The following is a 24,538-nucleotide window of genomic DNA, read 5'->3' on the forward strand; positions in this document are numbered from 1 at the left end:
GCCTCACCGCACCCGCATGCCTGCAAGGAGCCGCACACCATGACCCAGCGCACCCTCGTTCTGCTCAAGCCCGACGCCGTCCGGCGCGGACTGGTCGGCGAGATCGTCGGGCGGATCGAGCGCAAGGCCGGCTGGCGGATCACCGCGCTGGAGCTCCGTACCCTCGACCGCGCCACGCTGGAGCAGCACTACGCCGAACACGTCGGCCGCCCCTTCTACGAGCCGCTCGTGGAGTTCATGCAGTCCGGCCCGATCGTGGCACTGGTCGCCGAGGGCGAGCGGGTCATCGAGGGCATCCGTACGCTCGCCGGACCCACCGACCCGATCGCCGCCGCGCCCGGCTCCATCCGTGGTGACTTCGGCACGATCACCCGGGAGAACCTCATCCACGCCTCGGACTCCGAGGAGTCCGCGGAGCGAGAACTGAAGCTTTTCTTCCCGGGCCTTTCCTGACTTCGGATCAGCCGAACAGCGCTCATGACCTGGGGCGACCGAATTAATTCGGTCGCCCTTCGGCATAGGGCCCCGGATCGCGGGAACGCATCACCCCGACGTAACGTCACCATGAGTGGAACGGCCACCCGTTCCGCCCACAATGGCGAAGGACCCTCGCGCCGTGTCCGTGCATACGGCACTACGATGGAATCTTCCACGCCCGCAGCGCCCACCTCGCCGACCAGAACAAGCCATCATCGCTTGTCCGGAAGGCCCGACGCATCCTCATGGGGAACAAGGGGAACTCAATGTCGTTCATCGGCCGTGACATGGCTATCGACCTCGGGACTGCCAACACGCTGGTGTACGTCAGGGGGCGCGGCATCGTTCTCAACGAGCCGTCCGTCGTGGCCATCAACACCAACACCGGCGGCATCCTCGCGGTCGGCTCCGAGGCCAAGAAGATGATCGGTCGTACACCGGGCAACATCGTTGCCGTGCGGCCGCTGAAGGACGGCGTGATCGCCGACTTCGAGATCACCGAGCGGATGCTCCGCTACTTCATCCTGAAGATCCACAAGCGCCGCTACCTGGCCCGCCCGCGGGTCGTCGTCTGTGTGCCCTCCGGTATCACCGGGGTCGAGCGACGCGCCGTCATCGAGGCGTCGACGCAGGCCGGCGCGCGCCAGGTGCACATCATCGAGGAGCCCATGGCGGCGGCCATCGGTTCCGGGCTGCCGGTCCACGAGGCCACCGGCAACATGGTCGTCGACATCGGTGGCGGCACCACCGAGGTCGCGGTCATCTCGCTCGGCGGAATCGTCACTGCCCAGTCGATCCGGGTCGCCGGGGACGAGCTGGACAACGCGATCATCCAGCACATCAAGAAGGAGTACTCGCTCCTCCTCGGTGAGCGCACCGCCGAACAGATCAAGATCACGATCGGTTCGGCGTACGACATGGACAAGGACGAGCACACCGAGATCCGCGGCCGGGACCTGGTCTCCGGGTTGCCCAAGACCGTGGTCATCTCGGCCGCCGAGGTCCGCAAGGCCATCGAGGAACCGGTCAACGCGATCGTCGACGCGGTGAAGACCACGCTCGACAAGTGCCCGCCGGAGCTCTCCGGCGACGTCATGGACCGCGGCATCGTCCTCACCGGCGGCGGCGCGCTGCTGCGCGGACTGGACGAGCGGCTGCGCCGTGAGACCGGCATGCCGATCCATATCGCCGAGGACCCGCTGGACTCGGTGGCGCTCGGGTCGGGCAAGTGCGTCGAGGAGTTCGAGGCACTCCAGCAGGTCCTGGACGCCCAGCCCCGCCGGTAGCCGGCACGGGCCGGACCACAGGTACACAACACATCAGTCTGCTGTACGGACCACTGCGGCTCCGTACGCCGGATCGTTGATATACAGGCACGAACATTCCGACGAGGAAGGCACGGCCGCCGCACGTGAGGGACACACGAGAGAGCCGGCTGCTCCTGGTGCTGCTGATCGCCATCGCATTCGCACTGATCACGGTGGACATCCGCGGCGGCGAGGAGTCACCGGTGGACGGCGCCCGGCGGGCCGCCGCCACGGTCTTCGGGCCGGTCGAGAACGGCGTCGCGGCGGCCGTCGACCCGGTGGGCAACGCCATAGGAGCGGTACGCGACTCCGGCACCCGGCACAACCGGATCGCTGAACTGGAGCAGCAGAACACCGCGCTCAAGACGAGGCTCGGCAGCGACGACCGGAACCGCAACCGGGTGCGCGAACTGGACCGGATGCTGAAGAAGTCGGCCGCCGGACAGTACGGCATCAAGGGCGCCGAGGTCATCGCCATAGGAGCGGCCCAGGGCTTCTCCTGGACGGTCACCATCGACGCGGGCTCCAACGACGGCATCAAGCGCGACATGACCGTCATCAACGGCGACGGGCTCGTCGGCCGGGTCACCACTGTCGGCCCGGACACCGCCACGGTGCTCCTCGCCAACGACCCCGACTTCACCGTCGGCACCCGTATGGAGAAGACCGACGAACTGGGCTTCGCCACCGGCCAGGGCTCCCGGCCGCTGTCCGTCCAGTTCCTCAACGGCAAGGCCAAGGTGAAGAAGGGCGACCGTCTGGTCACCTTCGGCTCCAGCAAGGACAAGCCGTTCGTGCCCGGCGTCCCGGTCGGCGAGGTCGTCCGCGTCGACCCGTCGGGCGGCGGCCTGACCCGTACCGTCTACGTCCGCCCGTACGTCGGGTTCACCAAGCTCGACATCGTCGGCGTCGTCGTCCAGGCCCCGCGCGAGGACCCCCGTGACATGGTCCTGCCGAAGGAACCGGCCAAACCCGCCAAACCGAAGCCCACTCCGACCGTCACCGTGACCATCTCGCCCAACGGAGACATCGTCGACACCAACGGCAACGTCGTCGGGAACATCCACGAGAGTCCGGACCCCAGTGGAAGCCCGGACCCGAGCGGCAGTCCGGGCGCCACACCGAGCACCGGCACCGCGGTCAACGAGCAGAGGTAGAGCTGATTTCCATGCGTCTGAACCGGATTCTGCTCTCCGTCCTGCTGGTCGTGGTCGCCCTGGTCGTCCAGGTCTCGGTCCTCGCCCGACTCCAGCTCCCCGGCGCCGTGCCCGACCTGCTGCTCCTCGTCGTTCTCGCCCTCGCGTTCGTGTACGGGCACGTCAGCGGCGCACTCATCGGCTTCGGCGCGGGACTCCTCGCCGACCTGGTGCCGCCGGCCGATCACGCCGCCGGGCGCTACGCCCTGGTGCTCTGTGTCATCGGCTACCTCGCCGGACTGGTCAAGCCGGAGACCGGGCAGCTCAAGTCGGCGTTCGTCCCGATGGCCGCGGTCGTGGCCGCGGCGATCGGATCGACCCTGCTGTACGCGCTCGTCGGCGCGCTCGTCGGGGACACGGCGGCCCGTCATGTCGGGCTCGGCAGCCTGCTGTTCACCGCCGCCGTCTACGACCTGCTCCTCGCGCCGTTCGTCGTGCCCCTGGTCATGGCGGTCGCCAGACGCACGGTGAACGACCCGCTCGCCGAATCGTCCGGCGGCGGCGACGTCGCCGCGGGCTGGCTGTCCTCCGGCACCGGACTGCGGATCGGCGGCCGGCGCGGCGGACTGCGCGTCAAGGTCGCCCGCAACCGGGCCGCACGCGCCGGACGGATCAAGGGAGTCAAGCGACTGTGAGGCCGCACCACCGGGAGGACATCCCCCGTACCTCCGGCCCGACCACCACCGGGGGCGCCCCGTGAGCAACATCCCCGAGACCGGCCGGACCCAACGGGTCCAGATCCGTCTCGTCGTCATCCAGGTCCTCGTCTTCTCCCTGCTGCTCACGCTCGGCGGGCGCCTGTGGTACCTCCAGATCCGCAACGGTCAGGAGTACAGCGACGAGGCGAAGAACAACCACGTCCAGCAGGTCGTCCAGCCCGCCGTCCGCGGCTCCATCCTCGACGCGCGCGGCGTGCCCCTCGCCGACAACGAGACGCGCCTGGTCGTCTCCGCCAGCCGCACCGAGCTGCTGAAGATGAAGGACGACGGCAAGGGCGTCCTGACCCGGCTCGCCGACGTCCTCGGCATGGAGCCCAAGGAGGTCCTCGACAAGGTCCGGCTCTGCGACGCGAAGACGCCGCAGCCCTGCTGGAACGGTTCGCCGTACCAGCCGATCCCGGTCACCGACGAGGCCACCACCCAGCAGGCCCTCCAGATCCGCGAACGTGCCGAGGACTTTCCCGGCATCACCGCCGAGCCCACCGCCGTACGCCGCTACGCCGCGCCCGGCAAGGCCAACACCGCCCAGGTCCTCGGCTACCTCTCGCCCGTCACCGACGAAGAGATCACCAAGGCCCAGGACACCGACTCGCCGTACCTGCGCTCCGACCAGGTCGGCCGTTCCGGGCTGGAGCGCACCTACGACAAGGAACTGCGCGGCAAGGCCGGTGTCACCCGCTACGAGGTCGACAACCTCGGCCGGGTCATCGGCGAGGCGAAGAACGACGAGGCGGAGCCCGGATCCAGCGTCGTCACCTCCATCGACGCGAGGGTCCAGGCCGTCGCCGAGTACGAGCTCAACGAGGCGATGAAGACGGCCCGCCAGTCGTTCGACAAGAACACCGGTGAGAACTACAAGGCCGACTCCGGCGCCGTCGTCGTCATGGAGGCAAAGACGGGCCGGGTCGTCGCGATGGCGTCCCTGCCGAACTACGACCCCAATGCCTGGGTCGGCGGCATCTCCGCCAAGGACTACGCCAAGCTCACCGGCAAGAAGTCCAACTTCCCGCTGCTGAACCGGGCCATCCAGGGCCAGGCCGCCCCCGGCTCCATCTTCAAGGTCATCTCCTCGACCGCGGCGGTCAACGCCGGCTACCCCTTCGACGGCCACTACCCCTGCCCCAGCTCCTACAACGTCGGCGGGCAGACCTTCAAGAACTTCGAGTCCCAGGGCTACGGGGACATCACGATCGGCCGGGCTCTCGAAGTCTCCTGCGACACCGTCTACTACGGCATCGCGCACAAGGAGTGGCTGAAGGACGGCGGCATGAACCCGAAGAAGCACGCCAAGGACTGGTTCTACAAGACCGCCCACCAGTTCGGCCTCGGCAAGGAGACCGGCATCGACCTCCCCAACGAGGTCAGCGGCCGCGTCCCCGACCGCAAGTGGAAGCAGAACTTCTACAAGGCGAACAAGGACGCCTGGTGCAAGCAGGGCAAGAAGGACGGCTCGTACGTCGAGAAGATCGCGTACGAGAACTGCCTCGAAGGCGACAAGATGCGCGCCGGTGACTCCGTCAACTACTCCATCGGCCAGGGCGACACCCTCGTCACCCCGATCCAGATGGCCACCATCTACGCCGCGATCTCCAACGGCGGCACCCTCTACAACCCCACCGTCGGCAAGGCGGTCGTCAGCGGTGACGGCAAGAGCGTCAAGGAGATCGCGCCCAAGTCGCACGGCAAGCTGCCGTTCTCCCGCAAGACCCGCAACGAGATCGACGGCGCCCTCGCGGGAGTCGCGACCCGCGGTTCGGCGGCCTGGCGGTTCGGCGGCTGGCCGCAGGACAAGATCCCGATGCACGCCAAGACGGGTACGGCGGAGGTCTACGGCAAGCAGACGACCTCCTGGTTCGCCACGTACACCAAGGACTACTCGATCGTCATGACGATCTCTCAGGGCGGTACGGGTTCCGGCGCGTCCGGGCCCGCCGTGCGCAACATCTACGACGCCCTCTACGGTCTCGACGACTCCGGCAAGCAGGATCTGAAGAAGGCGCTGCTGCCCACCCCGCAGAAGTCCCTGCCGAAGATCCAGCGGGACGGCTCGATCGACGCCCCGGAGATCAAGCCGTACGACCCGAACTCGCAGAAGACCCCGGAGGAGCAGACCCTCGCGGCGGCCCTGGGGAGGCGCGACTGATGGCCGGCTTCTCCGTCTCGCGGTACGCCCCCGAGCGCTCCGCCTGGGGCAAACTCACCGCCCGCGACTCCGTCGTGCGCAGACTCGACTGGCCGCTGCTCGGGTCCGCGATCGCACTCTCCTTCATCGGCTCGCTGCTGGTCTACTCCGCGACCCGGGGCCGTGACTCGCTCACCCACGGCGACCCGTACTACTTCCTCTTCCGGCACGTACTCAACTCCGGCATCGGCTTCGCCCTGATGATCGGCACGATCTGGCTCGGCCACCGCACCCTGCGCGGCGCCGTCCCGATCCTCTACGGCCTCTCGGTGATCCTCGTACTGGCGGTCCTCACCCCGCTCGGCGCCACCGTCAACGGCGCGCACGCCTGGATCATCATCGGTGGCGGCTTCTCGCTCCAGCCGTCCGAGTTCACCAAGATCACCATCATCCTGATCATGGCGATGCTGCTCGCCGAGCGCGTCGACGCGGGTGACCAGCTCCACCCCGACCACCGGACCGTCGCCAAGGCGCTGGGCCTGGCGGCCGTGCCGATGGCCGTCGTCATGGGGATGCCGGACCTCGGCTCCGTGATGGTCATGGTCGTCATCGTGCTCGGTGTGCTCCTCGCCTCCGGCGCTTCGAACCGATGGATCCTCGGCCTGCTCGGTGCGGGAGTGGCGGGCGGCGTGGCCGTCTGGCAGCTCGGTCTGCTCGACGAATACCAGATCGCCCGCTTCGCCGCCTTCGCCAACCCCGCGCTCGACCCGGCGGGCGTCGGCTACAACACCAACCAGGCCCGCATCGCGATCGGCTCCGGCGGCCTCACCGGAACGGGCCTCTTCCAGGGCACCCAGACCACCGGCCAGTTCGTCCCCGAGCAGCAGACCGACTTCGTCTTCACCGTCGCGGGCGAAGAGCTCGGCTTCCTCGGTGCCGGGCTGATCCTCGTCCTGCTCGGCGTCGTCCTGTGGCGCGCCTGCCGGATCGCCCGCGAGACGACCGAGCTGTACGGCACGATCGTCGCCGCCGGAATCATCGCCTGGTTCGCCTTCCAGTCCTTCGAGAACATCGGGATGACGCTCGGCATCATGCCGGTCGCCGGGCTTCCGCTGCCGTTCGTGTCGTACGGAGGGTCCTCGATGTTCGCCGTCTGGGTGGCCGTCGGACTGCTCCAGTCGATCAGGGTGCAACGGCCGATAAGCGCCTGAGGCGGTGCGGGAGCACTGCCCATCTCCGGACAACACGTCTAGATTCGGTTCATGGCGGACTCGAAGCGTGAGATCGAGCGGAAGTACGAAGCCACCGCTCAGACCCGGCTCCCGGATCTGAGCCGGGTGGCCGGGGTCTCGGCCGTCGTCCACCGGGGCGTCAGCGAGCTGGACGCCGTCTACCACGACACCGAGGACCTGCGGCTGGCCGCCGGCTCCCTCACCCTGCGCCGCCGCACCGGGGGGAGCGACGCGGGCTGGCACCTCAAGTTCCCCGTCGCCTCCGGTATCCGGGACGAGCTCCAGGAACCGCTCTCCGACACCCTGCCGCGCTCCTTCGCCGGTCTGCTCCGGTCCCGGCTCCGGGGGAGCGAACTCGTCCCCGTCGTCCGGCTGCGCACCGCCCGCGACGTCCACCACCTGGTCGACGCCGAAGGCGCGCCGCTCGCCGAGGTCGCCGTCGACACCGTGCGGGCCGAACGGCTGACGGGCGGCGACGGCACGGCCGCCTGGACCGAGATCGAGGTGGAGCTCGCCGAGAACGGCGACCCCGCCCTCCTGGACGCCGTCGAACGACGGCTGCGCAAAGCCGGTGTCCGCCCGTCCGCACTGCCGTCCAAGCTGGCCAGGGCGCTCGCCGAGACCGCGCCGGAGCGGAACCGGAAGGAAGGGACCGGCGGGACCACCTCACGGGTCACCGCGGGCGACCACGTCCTCGCGTACATCCGCCGGCAGGCCGAGGCGATCGTCACCCTCGACCCCGCCGTACGCCGTGACCTCCCCGACTCCGTGCATCAGATGCGGGTCGCCACCCGCCGGCTCCGCAGCGCGCTGCGGACGTACCGCAGGATCCTCGACCGGAGCGTCACCGACCGGGTCGGCGACGAGCTGAAGTGGCTGGCCGCCGAGCTCGGCATCGACCGCGACCAGGAGGTGCTCGACGCCCGTCTGCGCGCCTGCCTCGCCGCTCTGCCCCGCACCCTGGTCCTCGGGCCCGTCCACAGCCGACTCCGGATCTGGTCGGTGACCCGCCGGGGCGGCTCCCGGCAGCGGACCGTCGCCGTGCTCGACGGGAAGCGGTACCTGGCCCTCCTGGAGCGCCTCGACACCCTGCTCACCACCCCGCCGCTGCTGCTGCCCGACGCGTCCCGCGCCCCCGAGCGGGAGCTGCCCCGCGCCGTACTGAAGGAGTACGCGCGACTGGCGGCCCGCGTCGGCCGCGCCCTGGAGCTCCCGCCCGGTCACGACCGCGATCTCGCCCTGCACGACGCCCGCAAGGCCGCCAAGCGCGCCCGTTACGCGGCGGAGGCGGCCCGGCCCGCGCTCGGGAAGCCCGCCAAGCGGTTCGCCAAACGGATGAAGGCCGTGCAGACCCTCCTCGGCGACCACCAGGACAGCGTGGTGGCCCGCGACGCCCTGCGCACCCTGGCCGCCCAGGCACACGCGGCGGGGGAGTCCGCGTTCACCTGGGGACTGCTGTACGGGCGCGAGGAGGCGGCGGCCGCCGCCGGTGAGCGGGAGCTGCCCGGGGTCTGGGAGCGGGCGGCCCGGCCGCGGGTGCGGTCGGCGCTGGGAGGCTGAGCGCCGGGGTACGCTGGATGGTCACCCTTGCCGGCTCTCGAAAGTTCGCGATGTCTGTCGATTCGGTCTTCCCACAGCTCGAAGCTCTGCTCCCGCATGTGCAGAAGCCCATCCAGTACGTCGGCGGTGAGCTGAACTCCACCGTCAAGCCGTGGGACGAATGCGATGTCCGTTGGGCGCTGATGTACCCCGACGCGTACGAGGTCGGACTCCCCAACCAGGGCGTCATGATCCTCTACGAGGTGCTCAACGAGCGCCAGGGCGTCCTCGCCGAGCGCACCTACAGCGTGTGGCCGGACCTCGAAGAGCTGATGCGCGAGCACAGGGTCCCGCAGTTCACTGTGGACAGCCACCGCCCGGTCAGGGCGTTCGACGTCTTCGGGCTGAGCTTCTCCACCGAACTCGGCTACACCAACATGCTCACCGCTCTGGATCTCGCGGGCATTCCGCTGGACGCCAGGGACCGCACCGTCGACGACCCGATCGTGCTGGCCGGCGGCCACGCGGCGTTCAACCCCGAGCCCATCGCGGAGTTCATCGACTGCGCGGTCATCGGCGACGGCGAGCAGGCCGTCCTGGAGATCACCGAGATCATCCGCGCCTGGAAGGCCGAGGGCCGGCCCGGCGGCCGTGAGGAGTTGCTCCTCCGCCTCGCGAAGACCGGCGGCGTCTACGTCCCGGGCTTCTACGACGTCGAGTACCTCCCGGACGGGCGCATCGGCCGTGTCGTGCCCAACAAGTCGGGCGTGCCGTGGCGGGTGTCCAAGCACACGGTGATGGACCTCGACGAGTGGCCGTACCCGAAGCAGCCCCTCGTGCCCCTCGCCGAGACCGTCCATGAGCGGATGTCCGTCGAGATCTTCCGCGGCTGCACCCGCGGCTGCCGTTTCTGCCAGGCCGGCATGATCACGCGCCCCGTGCGGGAGCGAAGCATCACCGGCATCGGCGAGATGGTCGAGAAGGGTCTCAAGGCGACCGGCTTCGAGGAGGTCGGCCTGCTCTCGCTCTCCTCCGCGGACCACACCGAGATCGGCGAGATCGCCAAGGGCCTCGCCGACCGGTACACCGAGGACAAGATCGGCCTCTCGCTGCCCTCCACCCGCGTCGACGCGTTCAACGTGGACCTGGCCAACGAGCTGACCCGCAACGGCCGTCGCTCCGGTCTCACCTTCGCCCCCGAGGGCGGCTCCGAGCGCATGCGCAAGGTCATCAACAAGATGGTCTCGGAAGAGGACCTCATCCGTACCGTCGCGACCGCGTACGGCAACGGATGGCGCCAGGTGAAGCTGTACTTCATGTGCGGTCTGCCCACCGAGACCGACGAGGACGTCCTCCAGATCGGCGACATGGCGGTCAACGTGATCGCCAAGGGCCGTGAGGTCTCCGGCCAGAACGACATCCGCTGCACCGTCTCCATCGGCGGCTTCGTGCCCAAGCCGCACACGCCGTTCCAGTGGGCCCCGCAGCTCGGCGCCGAGGAGACCGACGCGCGGCTGGCCAAGCTCCGCGACAAGATCCGCGGCGACAAGAAGTACGGCCGTTCCATCGGCTTCCGCTACCACGACGGCAAGCCCGGCATCGTCGAGGGCCTGCTCTCGCGCGGCGACCGCCGTGTCGGCTCCGTCATCCGAGCGGTCTACGAGTCCGGCGGCCGCTTCGACGGCTGGCGCGAGCACTTCAGCTACGACCGCTGGATGACCGCCGCCGAGAAGACGCTGCCCGAGTACGGCGTGGACGTCGACTGGTACACCACCCGCGAGCGGACCTACGAGGAGGTTCTGCCCTGGGACCACCTGGACTCCGGTCTCGACAAGGACTGGCTCTGGGAGGACTGGCAGGACTCGCTCGACGAGACCGAGGTCGAGGACTGCCGCTGGACCCCGTGCTTCGACTGCGGCGTCTGCCCGCAGATGGACACCAGCATCCAGATCGGCCCGACCGGCAAGAAGCTGCTGCCGTTGTCGGTCGTGAAGTAGCCCCCTCGGGTGAGTCCGTCCCGGTGACAGCTCGGTGACGAAGGCCCGGAACGGGAAACCCCGGTCCGGGCCTTCGTGTCGTGTACGGCATGGAGCACGGCAAGCATCACGCCCCCGCGCGGTACGACGCCGGAGAGGGCTGTCCGACCACCCTGATCAGAATCCCGGTACGGATCGTGGTGCTGGTGATCGTCTCGCGGGCCGTCGGCAGAGCCGTCGCCCGGCCGGCGTGGCATCTCGGCGGGGCGCCGGTGACCTGGGTCTGGCGCACGGTGTGCACGCCGGTGGGACATTCGCACGTGACGCCGTCCGGGCTCCCGCCAGGCGGGCCGCGGTCGGGACGGGACGCGCGGTCCGGGCGGCGCTGCGCTCGGCGCGCGAGACGGTGGCCCAGGCGCGCCGTGAGGCCTGGCGGGCACTGGTCGGCGGGCCGTGGGCGCCCGAGCCCCGGGAACCGGGAAGCCCCCTTGCGCGTACTCTGGGTGTTACGCAACAAGCAACGACTGTGCCCTGCGCGGCGCCCGAACCAGAGATCTCCTCGCTCGGAGAGAAGAACGCCGAGCGGGGGTGAGCCGGACCGGACACCCCGGGCCACCCGCATTTCGAGGGCGGCGTGCCACCGCGTCCGCCCCGCACCGAGGAGAAGAACCACTGGGCAAGCGACAGCCCGAAGGCCCGCCGCCCGCACCGGCGGTGCAGCGCATCCGACTGCGCTACACCAAGCGCGGCCGCCTCCGGTTCACCAGCCACCGTGACTTCCAGCGTGCCTTCGAGCGGGCACTGCGCCGCTCCGAGGTGCCGATGGCCTACTCGGCCGGCTTCACCCCGCACCCGAAGGTGTCGTACGCCAATGCCGCCCCCACCGGCACGGGCAGTGAGGCCGAGTTCCTGGAGATCGCCCTCACCGAGGCCCGGGATCCGGGCGTCCTGCGCGAGCTGCTCAACGACTCGCTGCCGGACGGTCTCGACATCACCGACGCCGTCGAGGCCCGCACCTCGGGCCTTGCCGAGCGCCTGACCGCCTCCGTCTGGGAACTGCGTCTCGACGGAGTCACCGCCGAGGAGGCCGTCAAGGCCGTGGCCGCCTTCAACGGCGCCGAGACCGTCGAGGTCCAGCGCCGTGCGAAGAACGGCATGCGGACCTTCGACGCCCGTGCCGCCGTGGTCGACCTGCAGGCCCTTGATCCACAGGCTGATAGGCCCGAGGACAAGCCCTGTGCGATACTGCGGCTGGTTGTTCGGCACGTGACACCTGCCGTGCGACCTGACGACGTCCTGTCCGGTCTCCGCGTTGTGGCCGACCTGGCGCCGCCGGTCCCCGCAGCGGCGACCAGGCTGGCGCAGGGGCTCTTCGACGAGGAGTCCGGCACGGTGACCGACCCGCTCGCGCCCGACCGCGAGGCAGCCCCGGCGGCTCCACACACGGCCGTCGGGACCGCCGTCGCGACGGCGCCGGAAGGTGCAGGTTCCGCGTAAGGCGGTCGTTGCAGCGCAGCCCTCGACTCGGGAGCCACCTGGGCCGGGCCGCGCGATGACCCATAAGACTTTCGCCAGGCCGTACGCACGGAGCGTACGGAACCGGCGAGCCAGACATTGAGTTCCCGTGCGGCGCCCGCGCCCCGGACGGCGGTCCCGCGTACATCACGCGGACCGTGCCGGACCGGAATCAGACGCGGCGCCCGGGAGCCTGACGGGAGAACCGCCCGCATGCCCCAGTCCAACGAACCCGGCACGACCGGGAACGGTGAAGAGAACAACGCACCCGGCGACAAGCTGCCACCGCGCCGCAGGCGTCGCGCCGCGTCCCGCCCTGCCGGTCCGCCGGTGGCGGATGCCCAGGGTGCCGCCGCGCCGGCCATACCGGCCGTTGACGCCGCAGTGTCCGACAGCACCGTTGCCGAAGTCGGCAGTGCCCCGGAGGCGGAGGCCGCGCCGCCCGCGCGCACCCGTCGCCGTGCGGTCCGCAAGGCGACCGCTCCGGCGGGCGCGCCGAAGGCCACCGAGGCCACCGAGGTCATGGAGATCGTGGAGCCCGCCGCCGAGCCCGTAGCCGCCGCAGAGGCGGAGGCCGAGGTCGTGGAGGCGCCGCCCGCGCGTACGCGTCGTCGTGCGGTGCGCAAGGCGACCGCTCCGGCGGGTGCGCCGAAGGCCGCCGAGCCCGTCGAGATCGTGGAGCCCGCCGCCGAGGCCGAGGCCGTCGAAGCGCCGCCCGCGCGTACGCGTCGTCGTGCGGTGCGCAAGGCGACCGCTCCGGCCGGTGCGCCGAAGGCCGCCGAGCCCGTCGAGATCGTCGAGGAAGCCACGGCCGTGGTCGAGCCCGAGCCGGCCGTGGTCGAGCCCGAGCCCGAGCCCGCCGCGCCGCGCGGTCGCGCCCGGCGCAGGGCATCCGCTCCGGCCGGCGCGCCGCAGCCCGCCGAGGCGGCTGTCGAGCCGGAGGCCGCCGCAGAGGCGGAGGCCGAGGTCGTGGAGGCGCCGCCCGCGCGTACGCGTCGTCGTGCGGTCCGCAAGGCGACCGCTCCGGCGGGCGCGCCGAAGGCCGCCGAGACGGTTGTCGAGGCCGAGGAATTGGTCGCCGAAACCGCCGAGGCCGTCGAGTCGGCCGAGGCCGTCGAGCCCACCGAGGCCGAGGACACCGCGCCGCGTGGTCGCCAGCGCCGCCGGGCCACCGCAGCCGCCGGCCGGCCCGAGTTCACCGGCAAGGTCGAGGAGCCCGTACGCAAGAGCCGTCGCGCGACGCGCCCCGCCGTGGCCGTGTTCCAGGCGCCGGTCTTCGCCGAGCCGATGTTCCAGACCCCGGAGACCGCGGCCGCCGCCGCTGCCGCCTCGCGTCGCGAGGAGATCGAGGAAGAGCCCGAGACGGTCGAGGAGCCGACCGCCACGACCGAGGCCCCGGCCGCCGAGGCCGCGCCGCAGACGGGTTCGCGTCGCCGTCGCCGTCGTCGCGGTGAGGCCGCCGAGCCCGAGCAGGCCGCCGCCCCCGAGGTGGAGGAGCACGTCGAGGACGAGCACGAGCCCGAGAGCGAGGCCGAGCACGAGGGCGAGGGCGAGGAGACGGACGAGTACGGGGACCGGCCCTCGCGCCGTCGCCGTCGGGGTGGCCGTCGCCGCCGTCGTGGCGAGACCAGCGAGGGCGACGAGGGCGCCGAGCAGCACGGTGACGAGGCCGCCGCCGACCTTTCCGAGGATGACCAGGAGCGCGCTCAGGAGCCCGAGGAGGAGGAGGACGAGGAGCACGAGGCGTCCGCCGCGGGATCCAGCAGCAGCCGACGTCGTCGTCGGCGTCGCCGTCGCAGCGGTGAGGTCGCGGCCGACGCCGAGAGCGGTGCGGACGACCCGGAGCGTACGGTCGTCAAGGTCCGCGAGCCCCGCCGGAAGGAGGAGCGGGAGGTCGGCACCGGCTTCGACGAGGTCCAGTCGATCAAGGGCTCGACCCGCATGGAGGCGAAGAAGCAGCGCCGCCGCGAGGGTCGTGAGCAGGGTCGCCGCCGAGTCCCGATCATCACCGAGGCCGAATTCCTTGCCCGCCGCGAGGCCGTGGAGCGGGTCATGGTCGTCCGCCAGAACGGCGAGCGCACCCAGATCGGTGTCCTCGAGGACAACGTGCTCGTCGAGCACTACGTCAACAAGGAGCAGGCCACCAGCTACGTCGGCAACGTCTACCTGGGCAAGGTGCAGAACGTACTGCCGTCCATGGAGGCCGCCTTCGTCGACATCGGCAAGGGCCGCAACGCGGTCCTGTACGCCGGCGAGGTGAACTTCGAGGCGCTCGGCATGGCCCACGGGCCGCGTCGTATCGAGACCGCGCTCAAGTCCGGCCAGTCCGTCCTCGTCCAGGTGACCAAGGACCCGATCGGCCACAAGGGCGCCCGCCTGACCAGCCAGGTCTCGCTGCCCGGCCGCTACCTGGTCTATGTGCCCGAGGGCTCGATGACCGGTATCAGCCGTAAGCTCCCCGACACCGAGCGGGCCCGGCTGAAGACCATCCTCAAGAAGATCGTCCCCGAGGACGCGGGCGTCATCGTCCGCACCGCGGCCGAGGGCGCGAGCGAGGACGAGCTGCGCCGCGACGTCGAGCGGCTGCAGCAGCAGTGGGAGGACATCCAGAAGAAGTCCAAGAGCACCGGCAGCTCCAACGCGCCGACGCTGCTCTACGGCGAGCCGGACATGACCGTCCGGGTCGTCCGCGACATCTTCAACGAGGACTTCTCCAAGGTCATCGTCAGCGGCGACGGCGCGTGGGAGACCATCCACGGCTACGTCTCGCACGTGGCGCCCGACCTGACGGACCGTCTGTCGCGATGGACCTCCGAGGTCGACATCTTCGCGACGTACCGGATCGACGAACAGCTGATGAAGGCGCTGGACCGGAAGGTCTATCTGCCGAGCGGCGGTTCGCTGGTGATCGACAAGACCGAGGCGATGGTCGTCGTCGACGTCAACACCGGCAAGTTCACCGGTCAGGGCGGCAACCTCGAAGAGACCGTCACCAAGAACAACCTGGAGGCGGCCGAGGAGATCGTGCGCCAGCTGCGGCTGCGCGACCTCGGCGGGATCGTCGTCGTCGACTTCATCGACATGGTGCTGGAGTCCAACCGGGACCTGGTGCTGCGCCGTCTGCTGGAGTGCCTGGGACGCGACCGTACGAAGCACCAGGTCGCCGAGGTCACCTCGCTGGGCCTGGTCCAGATGACCCGCAAGCGGGTGGGCCAGGGTCTGCTGGAGTCCTTCTCCGAGACCTGTGTCCACTGCAACGGGCGCGGCGTGATCGTGCACATGGAGCAGCCGACCTCGGTCGGTGGCGGCGGCAACGGCAAGCGTTCCAAGAAGCGCGGCCGGGGCGGCGCGGGCCACGAGCTCGACCACGAGCAGATCGTCGAGCTGGACCACGCGCACATCGCGGAGAGCGAGACCGAGGCCGAGGTGGCCGCGGAGGTGGCTGCCCCGGTGGCGCTGCCCGAGCCGGAGTTCGTCCCGGACGAGGAGCTGTACAGCAGCCCGGCCGAGGCCGAGGCAGCCGCTTCGCGTGGCCGTGGCAGGCGCCGTGCGACCCGTAAGGCATCGGCTCCGGCCGGCGCCCCGAAGGCCGCAGCCCCCGCCCCGGTCGTCGAGCCGGTGGTGGAGGCCGTGGAGCCGGAACCGGTGGTGGAGCCTGAGGCGGCTGCCGAGGCCCCTCAGGGCCGTACGCGCCGTCGTGCGACCCGTAAGGCCACGGCCCCGGCGGGCTCGCCGGCCCCGGTCGAGCAGGCCGAGGAGCAGCCGGTGCCGGCTGCGGCCCCGGTCGTCGAGGCCGCGCAGCCCGAGGCGGCACCCGAGGAGGTGGTCGTCGAGGCCGCCCCGCCGCGTGCCCGCCGCCGGGTGACCCGCAAGGTCACTGCCCCCGCGGGTTCGCCCGCCGGCGCGGACGCGGCGGAGGTCGTCGTGGTGACCGGCTCCACCGAGCCGAAGCCCGAGGCCGAGCCGGCCGAAGCCCCGGAAGCCCCGGAAGCCCCGGAAGCCCCGGAAGCTTCGAAGGCGGAGGCCCCGGCCAAGAAGGCGGCACGCAAGACAGCCAAGAAGGCCACCGCCAAGAAGGCAGCCACCAAGAAGACGGTTGCCAAGAAGACAGCTGCCAAGAAGACCGTCGCGAAGAAGACGACGGCCAAGAAGGCGGCGGCGAAGAAGACGGTCGCCGCGGAGAAGGCGGCGCAGGCCTCCGTCTCGGCCGGTACCGAGGCGTAGGCGGCAGCGAGGTACGGCCGCGGAGGGACCGTCTCCGCAGCCGTACGGCATGACACGACGGCCGGTGGGCCGCACCTCGACAAGGGGGCGGCTCACCGGCCGTCGTGCGTTCCCCCGGTGACCGCTCAGGACCGTCCGTCGGCCCGACCCGGTCCGATCGGCCCACCGGCCCGGCGTACGGCCCTTCGGGAGCCTGAGGAGCTACCGGCGTCCCACCCCCCTGTGACGCCGTCAGGAGGCCGTCAGCGGCGTCGGTGGGCCATTCGTGGCCGGGTAAGGGGTGAGCCGATGGGCCCGGGGAGGAGTGAGCCGGGGAAAGCGGGGTAGGACACGGGGCCCGGTTTGACCCTCCGGTCGGCGGCCCGTAACCTTGCCCATCGGCGTGTTTCCGTATGCGCCTGTCCCTGAGCAACCCCCTCCCGTCATCGGTGAGAGGCCGCTCGTCCATTCGGATCACCTCGGGCCCCGGCCCGTGTGAGCGGCTGGCATCAGGGGCTCCGTTCCGAGCGAGAGAGAGATCCGCGTGTACGCCATCGTGCGCAGCGGTGGCCGCCAGCACAAGGTTGCTGTCGGTGACATCGTTGAGGTTGACAAGATTTCCACTGCCCAGGTTGGCGACACGGTCGAGCTCTCGACCCTGCTCGTGGTCGACGGCGACGCCGTGACCAGCGACCCGTGGGTGCTGGCCGGGATCAAGGTCCAGGCCGAGGTCGTGGACCACCACAAGGGCGCGAAGATCGACATCCTTCGCTACAAGAACAAGACCGGCTACCGCCGTCGCCAGGGTCACCGTCAGCAGTACACGGCGATCAAGGTCACCGGTATCCCCGCGGCTGCGAAGTAAGGGACTGAGGAGACATGGCACACAAGAAGGGCGCATCGTCCACCCGGAACGGGCGCGATTCCAATGCTCAGCGGCTCGGCGTGAAGCGCTTCGGCGGTCAGGCCGTCAACGCCGGTGAGATCCTGGTCCGCCAGCGCGGCACCCACTTCCACCCGGGCACGGGCGTCGGCCGTGGCGGCGACGACACGCTGTTCGCGCTCGCCGCCGGTGCGGTCGAGTTCGGCACGCACCGTGGCCGCAAGGTCGTGAACATCGTTCCGATCGCCGGCTGATTTTCGGCGCTCGTCGAGCGGTTTCTGCGGAGGCGGACCTCACTTCCCGTACGGGAAGCGGGTCCGCCTTTCGCGTGTTTCTCCCATGAGAGACGGCTTTCTCCTATGCGGGACAGCGCGAGTGAGACATTTCTGCATGTATGTAACTGGAGGTTCCCACCATGACCACCTTCGTGGACCGCGTCGAGCTGCATGTCGCCGCGGGTAACGGAGGCCACGGCTGCGCCTCCGTACACCGTGAGAAGTTCAAACCGCTCGGCGGTCCGGACGGCGGCAACGGCGGCCGTGGCGGCGATGTGACCCTGGTCGTCGACCAGGACATCACCACGCTCCTCGACTACCACCACAGCCCGCACCGCAAGGCGACCAACGGCCAGCCCGGCGCGGGCGACCACCGCTCCGGCAAGGACGGCCAGGACCTCGTCCTGCCGGTGCCCGACGGCACGGTCGTGCTCGACCGGAACGGCAACGTGCTGGCCGACCTGGTCGGCCAGGGCACCACGTTCGTCGCCGGCCAGGGCGGCCGCGGCGGCCTCGGCAACGCCGCGCTGGCCTCCGCCCGGCGCAAGGCCCCCGGCTTCGCGCTGCTCGGCGAGCCCGGCGAGGCCCGGGACATCGTCCTGGAGCTCAAGACCGTCGCCGATGTCGCGCTGGTGGGTTACCCGAGCGCCGGGAAGTCCTCGCTGATCTCCGTCCTGTCCGCGGCCAGGCCGAAGATCGCCGACTACCCCTTCACGACGCTCGTCCCGAATCTCGGCGTCGTCACCGCGGGCAGCACCGTCTACACCATCGCCGACGTCCCGGGCCTGATCCCCGGCGCCAGCCAGGGCCGCGGTCTCGGCCTGGAATTCCTGCGGCACGTGGAGCGCTGCTCGGTGCTCGTGCACGTGCTGGACACCGCGACGCTGGAGTCCGACCGCGACCCCGTCTCCGATCTCGACATGATCGAGGAGGAGCTGAAGCAGTACGGCGGACTGGAGGACCGGCCCCGCATCGTCGTCCTCAACAAGATCGACATCCCGGACGGCCAGGACCTCGCCGACATGATCCGCCCGGACCTGGAGGCGCGCGGCTACCAGGTCTTCGAGGTGTCCGCGGTCGCCCGTACCGGACTGAAGGAGCTCTCCTTCGCGCTCGCGGGGGTCATCGCCGAGGCGCGTGCGGCCAAGCCCGTGGAAGTGGCGACCCGTATCGTGATCCGTCCCAAGGCCGTCGACGACGCCGGCTTCACCGTCACCAAGGAGGAGGACGGCCTCTACCGGGTGCGCGGCGAGAAGCCCGAACGCTGGGTCCGGCAGACCGACTTCAACAACGACGAGGCCGTCGGCTACCTGGCGGACCGGCTCAACCGTCTCGGTGTCGAGGACGAGTTGATGAAGACCGGTGCCCGTGCGGGCGACGGTGTGGCCATCGGTGCCGAGGACAATGCGGTCGTCTTCGACTGGGAGCCCACCTTGGCAGCGGGCGCGGAGATGCTCGGCCGACGCGGCGAGGACCACCGTCTCGAAGCGCCGCGCCCGGCGGCGCAGCGCCGCCGCGACCGTGAGGCCGAACGCGACGAGGCGCAGCGCGAGTTCGACGACTTCGACCCGTTCTAAGGGCTGTCCCGGCGCGGCACCGGACCGTTCCGGCGCGGCAGTTGCTCTCCGCGCTGTCCGCCGTGGTCGACCCCGCGGGACGGGCCTGCGCCACCGGCCCGTCCGGCGGTCCGGCATGCCCTTCGCGTCGCGCAAACGGGGGATCCGAAACCCGCTCAAGGGTGATTCATGCCGCTCAACCGTGTGGTGTCGGTCACCCGGTCGGGACGGATCAATTCGGGTATTCGCCCTGATCGCAAGGCACCGCAAGGTTTCGACAGGGCATGCGGCGGCCGACGTCCACCTTGCGAGACGGTAACGGAGAGTGCAACCATCGCTGTATCTCCCAGCCCTCGCAAGGTAGGTCGTCTGTGTCTGCTCAGCACATAGCCAAAGCCCGAACCACAGCAGTCGTGCTCGCCGGCGGTACCGGCCAGCGCGTGGGACTGTCCATCCCCAAGCAGCTGCTGAAGATCGCAGGCAAGGCTGTCATCGAGCACACGCTGTCGATCTTCCAGCAGGCCGACTCCATCGACGACGTCATCGTGCTGATGGCCCCGGGCTATGTGCCCGACGTGGAGAAGATCGTCGCGAAGGCCGGACTCACCAAGGTCACCAAGGTGATCGAGGGCGGCTCCACTCGTAACGAGACCACCGAGCGCGCCATCGCGGCCCTCGGTGAGGGCCTGGCCGAGGGGGAGGACCGCAACGTCCTGTTCCACGACGCCGTGCGCCCTCTGCTCTCGCAGCGGGTCATCAAGGACTGCGTCGACGCACTGGATCGCTACCAGGCGGTCGACGTCGCCATCCCCTCCGCGGACACGATCATCGTGACCCGCACCCACGGCGGCGACGGCGAGTTCATCACCGACGTGCCCGACCGTTCCCGGCTGCGCCGGGGCCAGACGCCGCAGGCCTTCAAGCTCTCCACGATCCGCCGGGCCTACGAGGTCGCCGCGGGCGACCCGAACTTCCAGGCCACCGACGACTGCTCGGTCGTCCTGAAGTACCTCCCCGACGTGCCGATCTACGTCGTCGCGGGCGACGAGTACAACATGAAGGTCACTCAGCCGGTCGACGTCTTCATCGCGGACAAGCTCTTCCAGCTGGCGTCCACGGCCGTCCCGCAGCCGACGGACGACGCCGCCTACCGCGAGCTGCTGACGGGCAAGACCCTCGTCGTCTTCGGCGGCTCGTACGGCATCGGCGCGGACATCGCGGCGCTCGCCGAGTCCTACGGCGCCACCGTCTACGCCCTGGGCCGCTCCACCACCGGTACCCACGTGGAGAACCCGGAGCACGTCGACGACGCGCTCTCCAAGGCGTACGCGGACACCGGCCGCATCGACTACGTGATCAACACCGCGGGCGTGCTCCGCATCGGCAAGCTGGCCGAGACGGACAACACGACCATCCAGGAGGCGCTGAACGTCAACTACCTGGCACCCGTGCAGATCGCCCGTGCTTCCTACAAGTACCTCGCCGAGACCAAGGGCCAGCTGCTCCTCTACACCTCCAGCAGCTACACCCGGGGCCGCGCGGAGTACAGCCTCTACTCGTCCACCAAGGCCGCCATGGTGAACCTCACCCAGGCGCTCTCGGACGAGTGGGCGGGCGACGGAGTGCGGGTGAACTGCGTGAACCCGGAGCGCACCGCCACCCCGATGCGCACCAAGGCGTTCGGCGACGAGCCCGCGGGCACGCTGCTCTCCTCCGAGGCGGTCGCCAGGACCTCCCTCGACGTCCTGCTCTCCGAGATGACCGGCCATGTCATCGACGTACGGCAGCAGGACCCGACCCGCGGCGCCTCCGAGGCATCGGGCTTCGAGCAGGCGCTGGCCGCTGTCCTGGACCGACAGGCTGATGTGTAATACTTCTCGGTAATCGACTATTCGGACCCCTGCAGTTCGCCGTGTGCGAACTGCAGGGGTCCGAATTCGTGAAGCTCTGGCTTCACATTTCCCTCGCAAGGTAATCAGTCGGCACCCTCGGAAGCGGTACTTCGTGATTTCGAAAGCCATGCGCTTGGCTCGGGTGGGCAGTGGTTCGGAACTGGCCGCCGCTCTCCTGGTGGCTGTGGGGTTCCCGTGCGTCATGCTCGCGGCGATAATCCCCAATCTCTGGTTCTTCGCCGCGGCGACCGCGGTCACCTATCTCGCGGACCGATATCTGCACCACTGCGGCAGCTATCTGATCAACCGGCTCGCCGCAGTCCGTGCCGGACTGTCGATCCGCTTCCTCGTCCGTCAGCTGCTGCTCATCCTGCTGCTCTCCCGCATGGGATACGGCGAGCAGACGCTGTTCTACGTGACGGTCGCCTGCCTGCTGGCCTTCTACGGACTCCAGGCGCCGCAGAGCGCGATGGTCACCCTCATCCGCCTGCGTCGCAAGCTTCCGGTCGTCACCCGCAACATCGACCTCAGGTCGGTGCGGATAGGGGACGCGCCGCCGCAGATCCTGATGAGCAGGCCCGCGGAGAAGATGCTGCACCTGGACGTCTTCTCGATGGTGGGGGTGCTGCTCGCGGTCGAGACCGGCACGTACGTCATCGCCTATGCAGGCCTGGGCCTCACGCTCGTCCTCGCGGTCGGCTATCTGGCGGCGCTCCTGCCGTACGTCCGGCCGAGCCGGCTCGTACCGCCGGAGACCAAGGTCCTCAACGCGGTGGGCGACTGGCTCGCCGAGTACCGGCCGACCGTGATGCTGTACTTCTCCGGCTCCAAGGACTCGGCCTACCAGGTCAACATGTGGCTGGAGACGATGGCCCGGCTCGGCGGACGGCCGCTGATCTGTCTGCGTGAGCGCAACATCGTCCCGCAGCTCGCCAGCACATCGGTGCCCGTGCTCTGCGTGCCCGGTGGTGTGCACCTCATGAATCTGGACCTCTCGTCGGTACGGGTCGCGCTCTACGCGGCCAACGTCGGCAAGAACATCCATCTGCTCCGGGTGCCGACGATGAAGCACGTCTTCATCGGCCACGGCGACAGCGACAAGCTCGCCAGCGTCAACCCGTACAGCAAGGCCTACGACGAGGTCTGGACCGCGGGCCGGGCCGGCCGCGACCGTTACGCGCTGGCCGACGTCGGCGTGCGCGACGAGGACATCGTCGAGGTGGGCCGTCCGCAGCTGGCCGCCATCCAGCCGTGGTCCGGTACTCCGAGGAACCCGATTCCGACCGTGCTGTACGCCCCCACCTGGGAGGGCTGGGACGACAACCCGGGCAACACCTCGCTGCTGCTGGCCGGCGAGAACATCGTCAGGCGGCTGCTGGACTCCGAGCAGCCGATCCGCCTGCTCTACAAGCCGCACCCCTTCACCGGCACCCGCAGCGCCAAGGCCAAGGCTGTGCACCTGCGCATCACCGAGATGATCGAGCGGGCCGCCGCCGAGCGCGCCACCGACCCCCGCTGGGCGGCGGAATCGTCCGCTCTGCGGGGCGAGCAGGCCGAGGCGCGGGCCGAGACGGCCCGTATCGAGGCGCGGCTGGCCGAGCTCTCCAGTGGCGGTCGCCTCGCCCGGGACGAGGCGGAGCTGTCCCGGGACTCGCTGGCCGACCCGGCGCGCGAGGCCGAGATCGCACGGCTCAAGGACGAGTGGAACGCCGCGTCCTGGCGTGCCCAGGGCTGGTGGGAGCACCGGGTCATCACCGGTGCCCAGATGCGGCTGTACGACTGCTTCAACGAGTCGGACGCCATGGTCTCGGACATCTCCAGCGTGGTGTCGGACTTCATCGCGAGCGGCAAGCCGTACGCGGTCACGGACTCGGCGGAGCTGGGCGAGGACGAGTTCCGCCGGCAGAACACCGCGGTGCGCGCCGCGGTGATCCTGTCCAACTCGGCGGTCGAGCTGGACGCCCTGCTCGCCGCGGTGAAGGACCCCGGTGCGGACACCCTCGCCGAGGACCGGCGCGAGCTCAAGCGGTACCTCCTCGGTCCGGACGAGCCCACGTCGCTCGTGCAGTTCGACGCTGCCGTGAAGGCGCTCGCGGCCAAGTCGGAGGCGCGGAACGCCGGTGTGGCGAAGAGCCTGGGCGAGCCCGTCGGCGGCTGAGCGTCCGTCATCCGCATTACGTGATCGAATAAGGCCCGGCACACCTCGCAAAAGGTTGTGCCGGGCCTTTGTGATGAGCGTCACTATTTGAATGCAGGGCAGTAGACAACCAACGCAGCGGTCAACCTGTCTTCTGTTTGTGTGAACGAGACGCAAATTCCTGACGTAACCGTGGTCGTCGGTGCGTATGAGGCGATGCCCTACCTCATTCGCTGTCTCGAATCCGTGGAGGCGCAGACCATAGGCGCAGACCGGATCGAAATTGTCGCAGTCGACGACGGTTCCACCGACGGCACGGGTGAGTATCTGGAGGAGTTCGCAGCCCGGTCCAGGGTCCCGACCAGAGTGATCAGACAGAAGAACTCCGGCGGCCCCAGCGGGCCGCGCAATGTGGGCCTCGGCATGGCGCGCGGACGTTATGTGTTCTTCCTCGACGCGGACGACTACTTCGGCGACGAGGCCCTGGAGCGCATGGTGGCCATGGCCGACCGCGCGGGCACCGACGTGGTGCTGGGCAAGGTGGTCGGTGTGAACAGGGGCGCGCCGCAGTCGATGTGGGGAGCCACCAGGGCGCGCGTCGACGTCTACAACTCCAAGGTCATATACACGCTGAGCGCACAGAAGCTCTTTCGGCGGGATTTGCTGGAGCGTCTCTCCCTGAGATTCGACGAGAGTCTCAGGACCGGTGAGGACGCCCTCTTCACCATGGAGGCGTATCTGCGCGGTGCGGGAGTCTCCGTGATATCCAACTACGTCTGCTATTACCTGGTGGGTCGCGACGACGGGAAGCACGTCACGAAGAGCGGCACCTATGAATGGCGTTTCGAGTCGATGCGCGCCATGATGGCGCTCATTCACCGGATCGAGCCGGCGGGGCCGAAGCGTGACTTCCTCATGGTCCGGCCTTTCACGGTCGGTATGCTGCAACAGTTCGGGCCGGGCGTGCTGAAGGATTCCGAGAAAGTCCGGCGGCACAAGATGGAACTCGCGGCTCCGCTGATGGACGCCTACTGGGACGACGGAGTGGCCCGGTTGATCAAGGTGGGCGAGCGGCTGCGGCTCGCCTGCGTGGCACGGGGCCGCATGGACCTGCTGGTCGACGTACTGCGGTACCTGCGGGCGAAGAAGGTCCCGGATGTGGTCGCCTCGCGCTCCGGCGACAAGCTCTACCTCGCGTACCCGCACTTCCGTGACAGGTCGGCCGGTCTGGCCGACTCCACCTACGAGGTCACCGTGCCCGACTGGCACGACGGCAAGCGCATCGAGCGGCCGGAGGTCGCGGCCCGCCGGGCCTCCCTGTCCAGGCGTGTGGCGCGCAGGATGCGCCGGGACGTACGCCGCTGGAAGGCGCGGCTGAGCATGGGATAGCCGACACTCCCGCACCGTGCGGGTACCCACGCCGGGCCCGCACGAGTGATTCAGCGAAGAACAAACCGAGAAACTCAGTAAAATTCGTCCGGACGTCGCGCTCCCGCGACAGGACCGACA

Annotated in this window: 17 protein-coding genes; 16 read left to right on the plus strand and 1 reads right to left on the minus strand. The window is 69.7% G+C overall.

Translation table 11 applies throughout. From position 1 onward, the window contains the following. The first annotated feature begins 39 nt into the window (after nucleotides 1–39). The 8 genes from ndk to ACF1B9_RS11525 all read left to right on the plus strand — a co-directional run bounded on the left by ndk (nucleotide 40) and on the right by ACF1B9_RS11525 (nucleotide 10,589). Entirely contained in the window at nucleotides 40–453 is a 414-nt protein-coding gene (ndk, locus tag ACF1B9_RS11490) for a nucleoside-diphosphate kinase (protein WP_093898216.1), read from the plus strand. Nucleotides 454–743: 290 nt separating this feature from the next. Continuing rightward, complete coding sequence (locus ACF1B9_RS11495; protein ID WP_124268240.1) at nucleotides 744–1,763, plus strand: rod shape-determining protein; 1,020 nt, start codon at nucleotides 744–746, stop codon at nucleotides 1,761–1,763. 125 nt (nucleotides 1,764–1,888) lie between these two features. Then, entirely contained in the window at nucleotides 1,889–2,941 is a 1,053-nt protein-coding gene (mreC, locus tag ACF1B9_RS11500; protein WP_391740840.1) for a rod shape-determining protein MreC, read from the plus strand. A gap of 11 nt (nucleotides 2,942–2,952) precedes the next feature. Continuing rightward, a complete protein-coding gene (gene mreD, locus ACF1B9_RS11505) occupies nucleotides 2,953–3,615 on the plus strand; it encodes a rod shape-determining protein MreD (RefSeq protein WP_391740839.1) in 663 nt (220 codons plus the stop codon). A gap of 61 nt (nucleotides 3,616–3,676) precedes the next feature. Further along, on the plus strand, nucleotides 3,677–5,842 hold the full coding sequence (mrdA, locus tag ACF1B9_RS11510) for a penicillin-binding protein 2 (RefSeq protein ID WP_391740838.1): 2,166 nt from the start codon (nucleotides 3,677–3,679) through the stop codon (nucleotides 5,840–5,842). Further along, nucleotides 5,842–7,032, plus strand: coding sequence for a rod shape-determining protein RodA (gene rodA / locus ACF1B9_RS11515; RefSeq protein WP_391740837.1), 1,191 nt, complete (start codon nucleotides 5,842–5,844; stop codon nucleotides 7,030–7,032). Before mrdA ends, rodA begins: the two co-directional genes overlap by 1 nt. A gap of 51 nt (nucleotides 7,033–7,083) precedes the next feature. Beyond that, nucleotides 7,084–8,613 (plus strand): CHAD domain-containing protein, encoded by a 1,530-nt coding sequence (locus ACF1B9_RS11520; protein ID WP_391740836.1) that lies wholly within the window; start codon nucleotides 7,084–7,086, stop codon nucleotides 8,611–8,613. A gap of 50 nt (nucleotides 8,614–8,663) precedes the next feature. Then, nucleotides 8,664–10,589 (plus strand): TIGR03960 family B12-binding radical SAM protein, encoded by a 1,926-nt coding sequence (locus ACF1B9_RS11525; protein WP_391740835.1) that lies wholly within the window; start codon nucleotides 8,664–8,666, stop codon nucleotides 10,587–10,589. 106 nt (nucleotides 10,590–10,695) lie between these two features. Here ACF1B9_RS11525 and ACF1B9_RS11530 read toward each other — a convergent pair whose 3' ends face one another. Beyond that, on the minus strand, nucleotides 10,696–10,860 hold the full coding sequence (locus ACF1B9_RS11530; RefSeq protein ID WP_391740834.1) for a hypothetical protein: 165 nt from the start codon (nucleotides 10,858–10,860) through the stop codon (nucleotides 10,696–10,698). A 422-nt stretch (nucleotides 10,861–11,282) separates the two neighbouring features. On the opposite strand from ACF1B9_RS11530, the gene ACF1B9_RS11535 reads away from it, so the two are divergent. The 8 genes from ACF1B9_RS11535 to ACF1B9_RS11570 all read left to right on the plus strand — a co-directional run bounded on the left by ACF1B9_RS11535 (nucleotide 11,283) and on the right by ACF1B9_RS11570 (nucleotide 24,418). Further along, nucleotides 11,283–12,065: a TIGR03936 family radical SAM-associated protein gene (locus ACF1B9_RS11535; protein ID WP_391740833.1), complete on the plus strand. Its 783-nt coding sequence runs from the start codon at nucleotides 11,283–11,285 to the stop codon at nucleotides 12,063–12,065. A gap of 231 nt (nucleotides 12,066–12,296) precedes the next feature. Continuing rightward, complete coding sequence (locus ACF1B9_RS11540) at nucleotides 12,297–16,307, plus strand: Rne/Rng family ribonuclease (RefSeq protein ID WP_391740832.1); 4,011 nt, start codon at nucleotides 12,297–12,299, stop codon at nucleotides 16,305–16,307. 523 nt (nucleotides 16,308–16,830) lie between these two features. Beyond that, nucleotides 16,831–17,151 carry a 50S ribosomal protein L21 gene (gene rplU / locus ACF1B9_RS11545; RefSeq protein ID WP_030921216.1) on the plus strand — a complete coding sequence of 107 codons (321 nt, stop codon included), beginning with the start codon at nucleotides 16,831–16,833 and terminating at the stop codon, nucleotides 17,149–17,151. A gap of 14 nt (nucleotides 17,152–17,165) precedes the next feature. After that, nucleotides 17,166–17,423: a 50S ribosomal protein L27 gene (gene rpmA, locus ACF1B9_RS11550; RefSeq protein WP_018103204.1), complete on the plus strand. Its 258-nt coding sequence runs from the start codon at nucleotides 17,166–17,168 to the stop codon at nucleotides 17,421–17,423. Nucleotides 17,424–17,584: 161 nt separating this feature from the next. After that, entirely contained in the window at nucleotides 17,585–19,021 is a 1,437-nt protein-coding gene (obgE, locus tag ACF1B9_RS11555) for a GTPase ObgE (protein WP_391740831.1), read from the plus strand. A 350-nt stretch (nucleotides 19,022–19,371) separates the two neighbouring features. Then, complete coding sequence (locus tag ACF1B9_RS11560; RefSeq protein WP_351086810.1) at nucleotides 19,372–20,871, plus strand: bifunctional cytidylyltransferase/SDR family oxidoreductase; 1,500 nt, start codon at nucleotides 19,372–19,374, stop codon at nucleotides 20,869–20,871. 148 nt (nucleotides 20,872–21,019) lie between these two features. After that, a complete protein-coding gene (locus ACF1B9_RS11565) occupies nucleotides 21,020–23,050 on the plus strand; it encodes a hypothetical protein (RefSeq protein ID WP_391740830.1) in 2,031 nt (676 codons plus the stop codon). Nucleotides 23,051–23,191: 141 nt separating this feature from the next. Beyond that, the gene (locus tag ACF1B9_RS11570) at nucleotides 23,192–24,418 is read left to right on the plus strand and encodes a glycosyltransferase family 2 protein (RefSeq protein WP_391740829.1); all 1,227 of its coding nucleotides are present in this window, start codon (nucleotides 23,192–23,194) and stop codon (nucleotides 24,416–24,418) included. Nucleotides 24,419–24,538: the final 120 nt, after the last annotated feature.

Source organism: Streptomyces sp. NPDC014727 (genome assembly GCF_043083485.1).
In the GTDB taxonomy this organism is placed as follows: domain Bacteria; phylum Actinomycetota; class Actinomycetes; order Streptomycetales; family Streptomycetaceae; genus Streptomyces.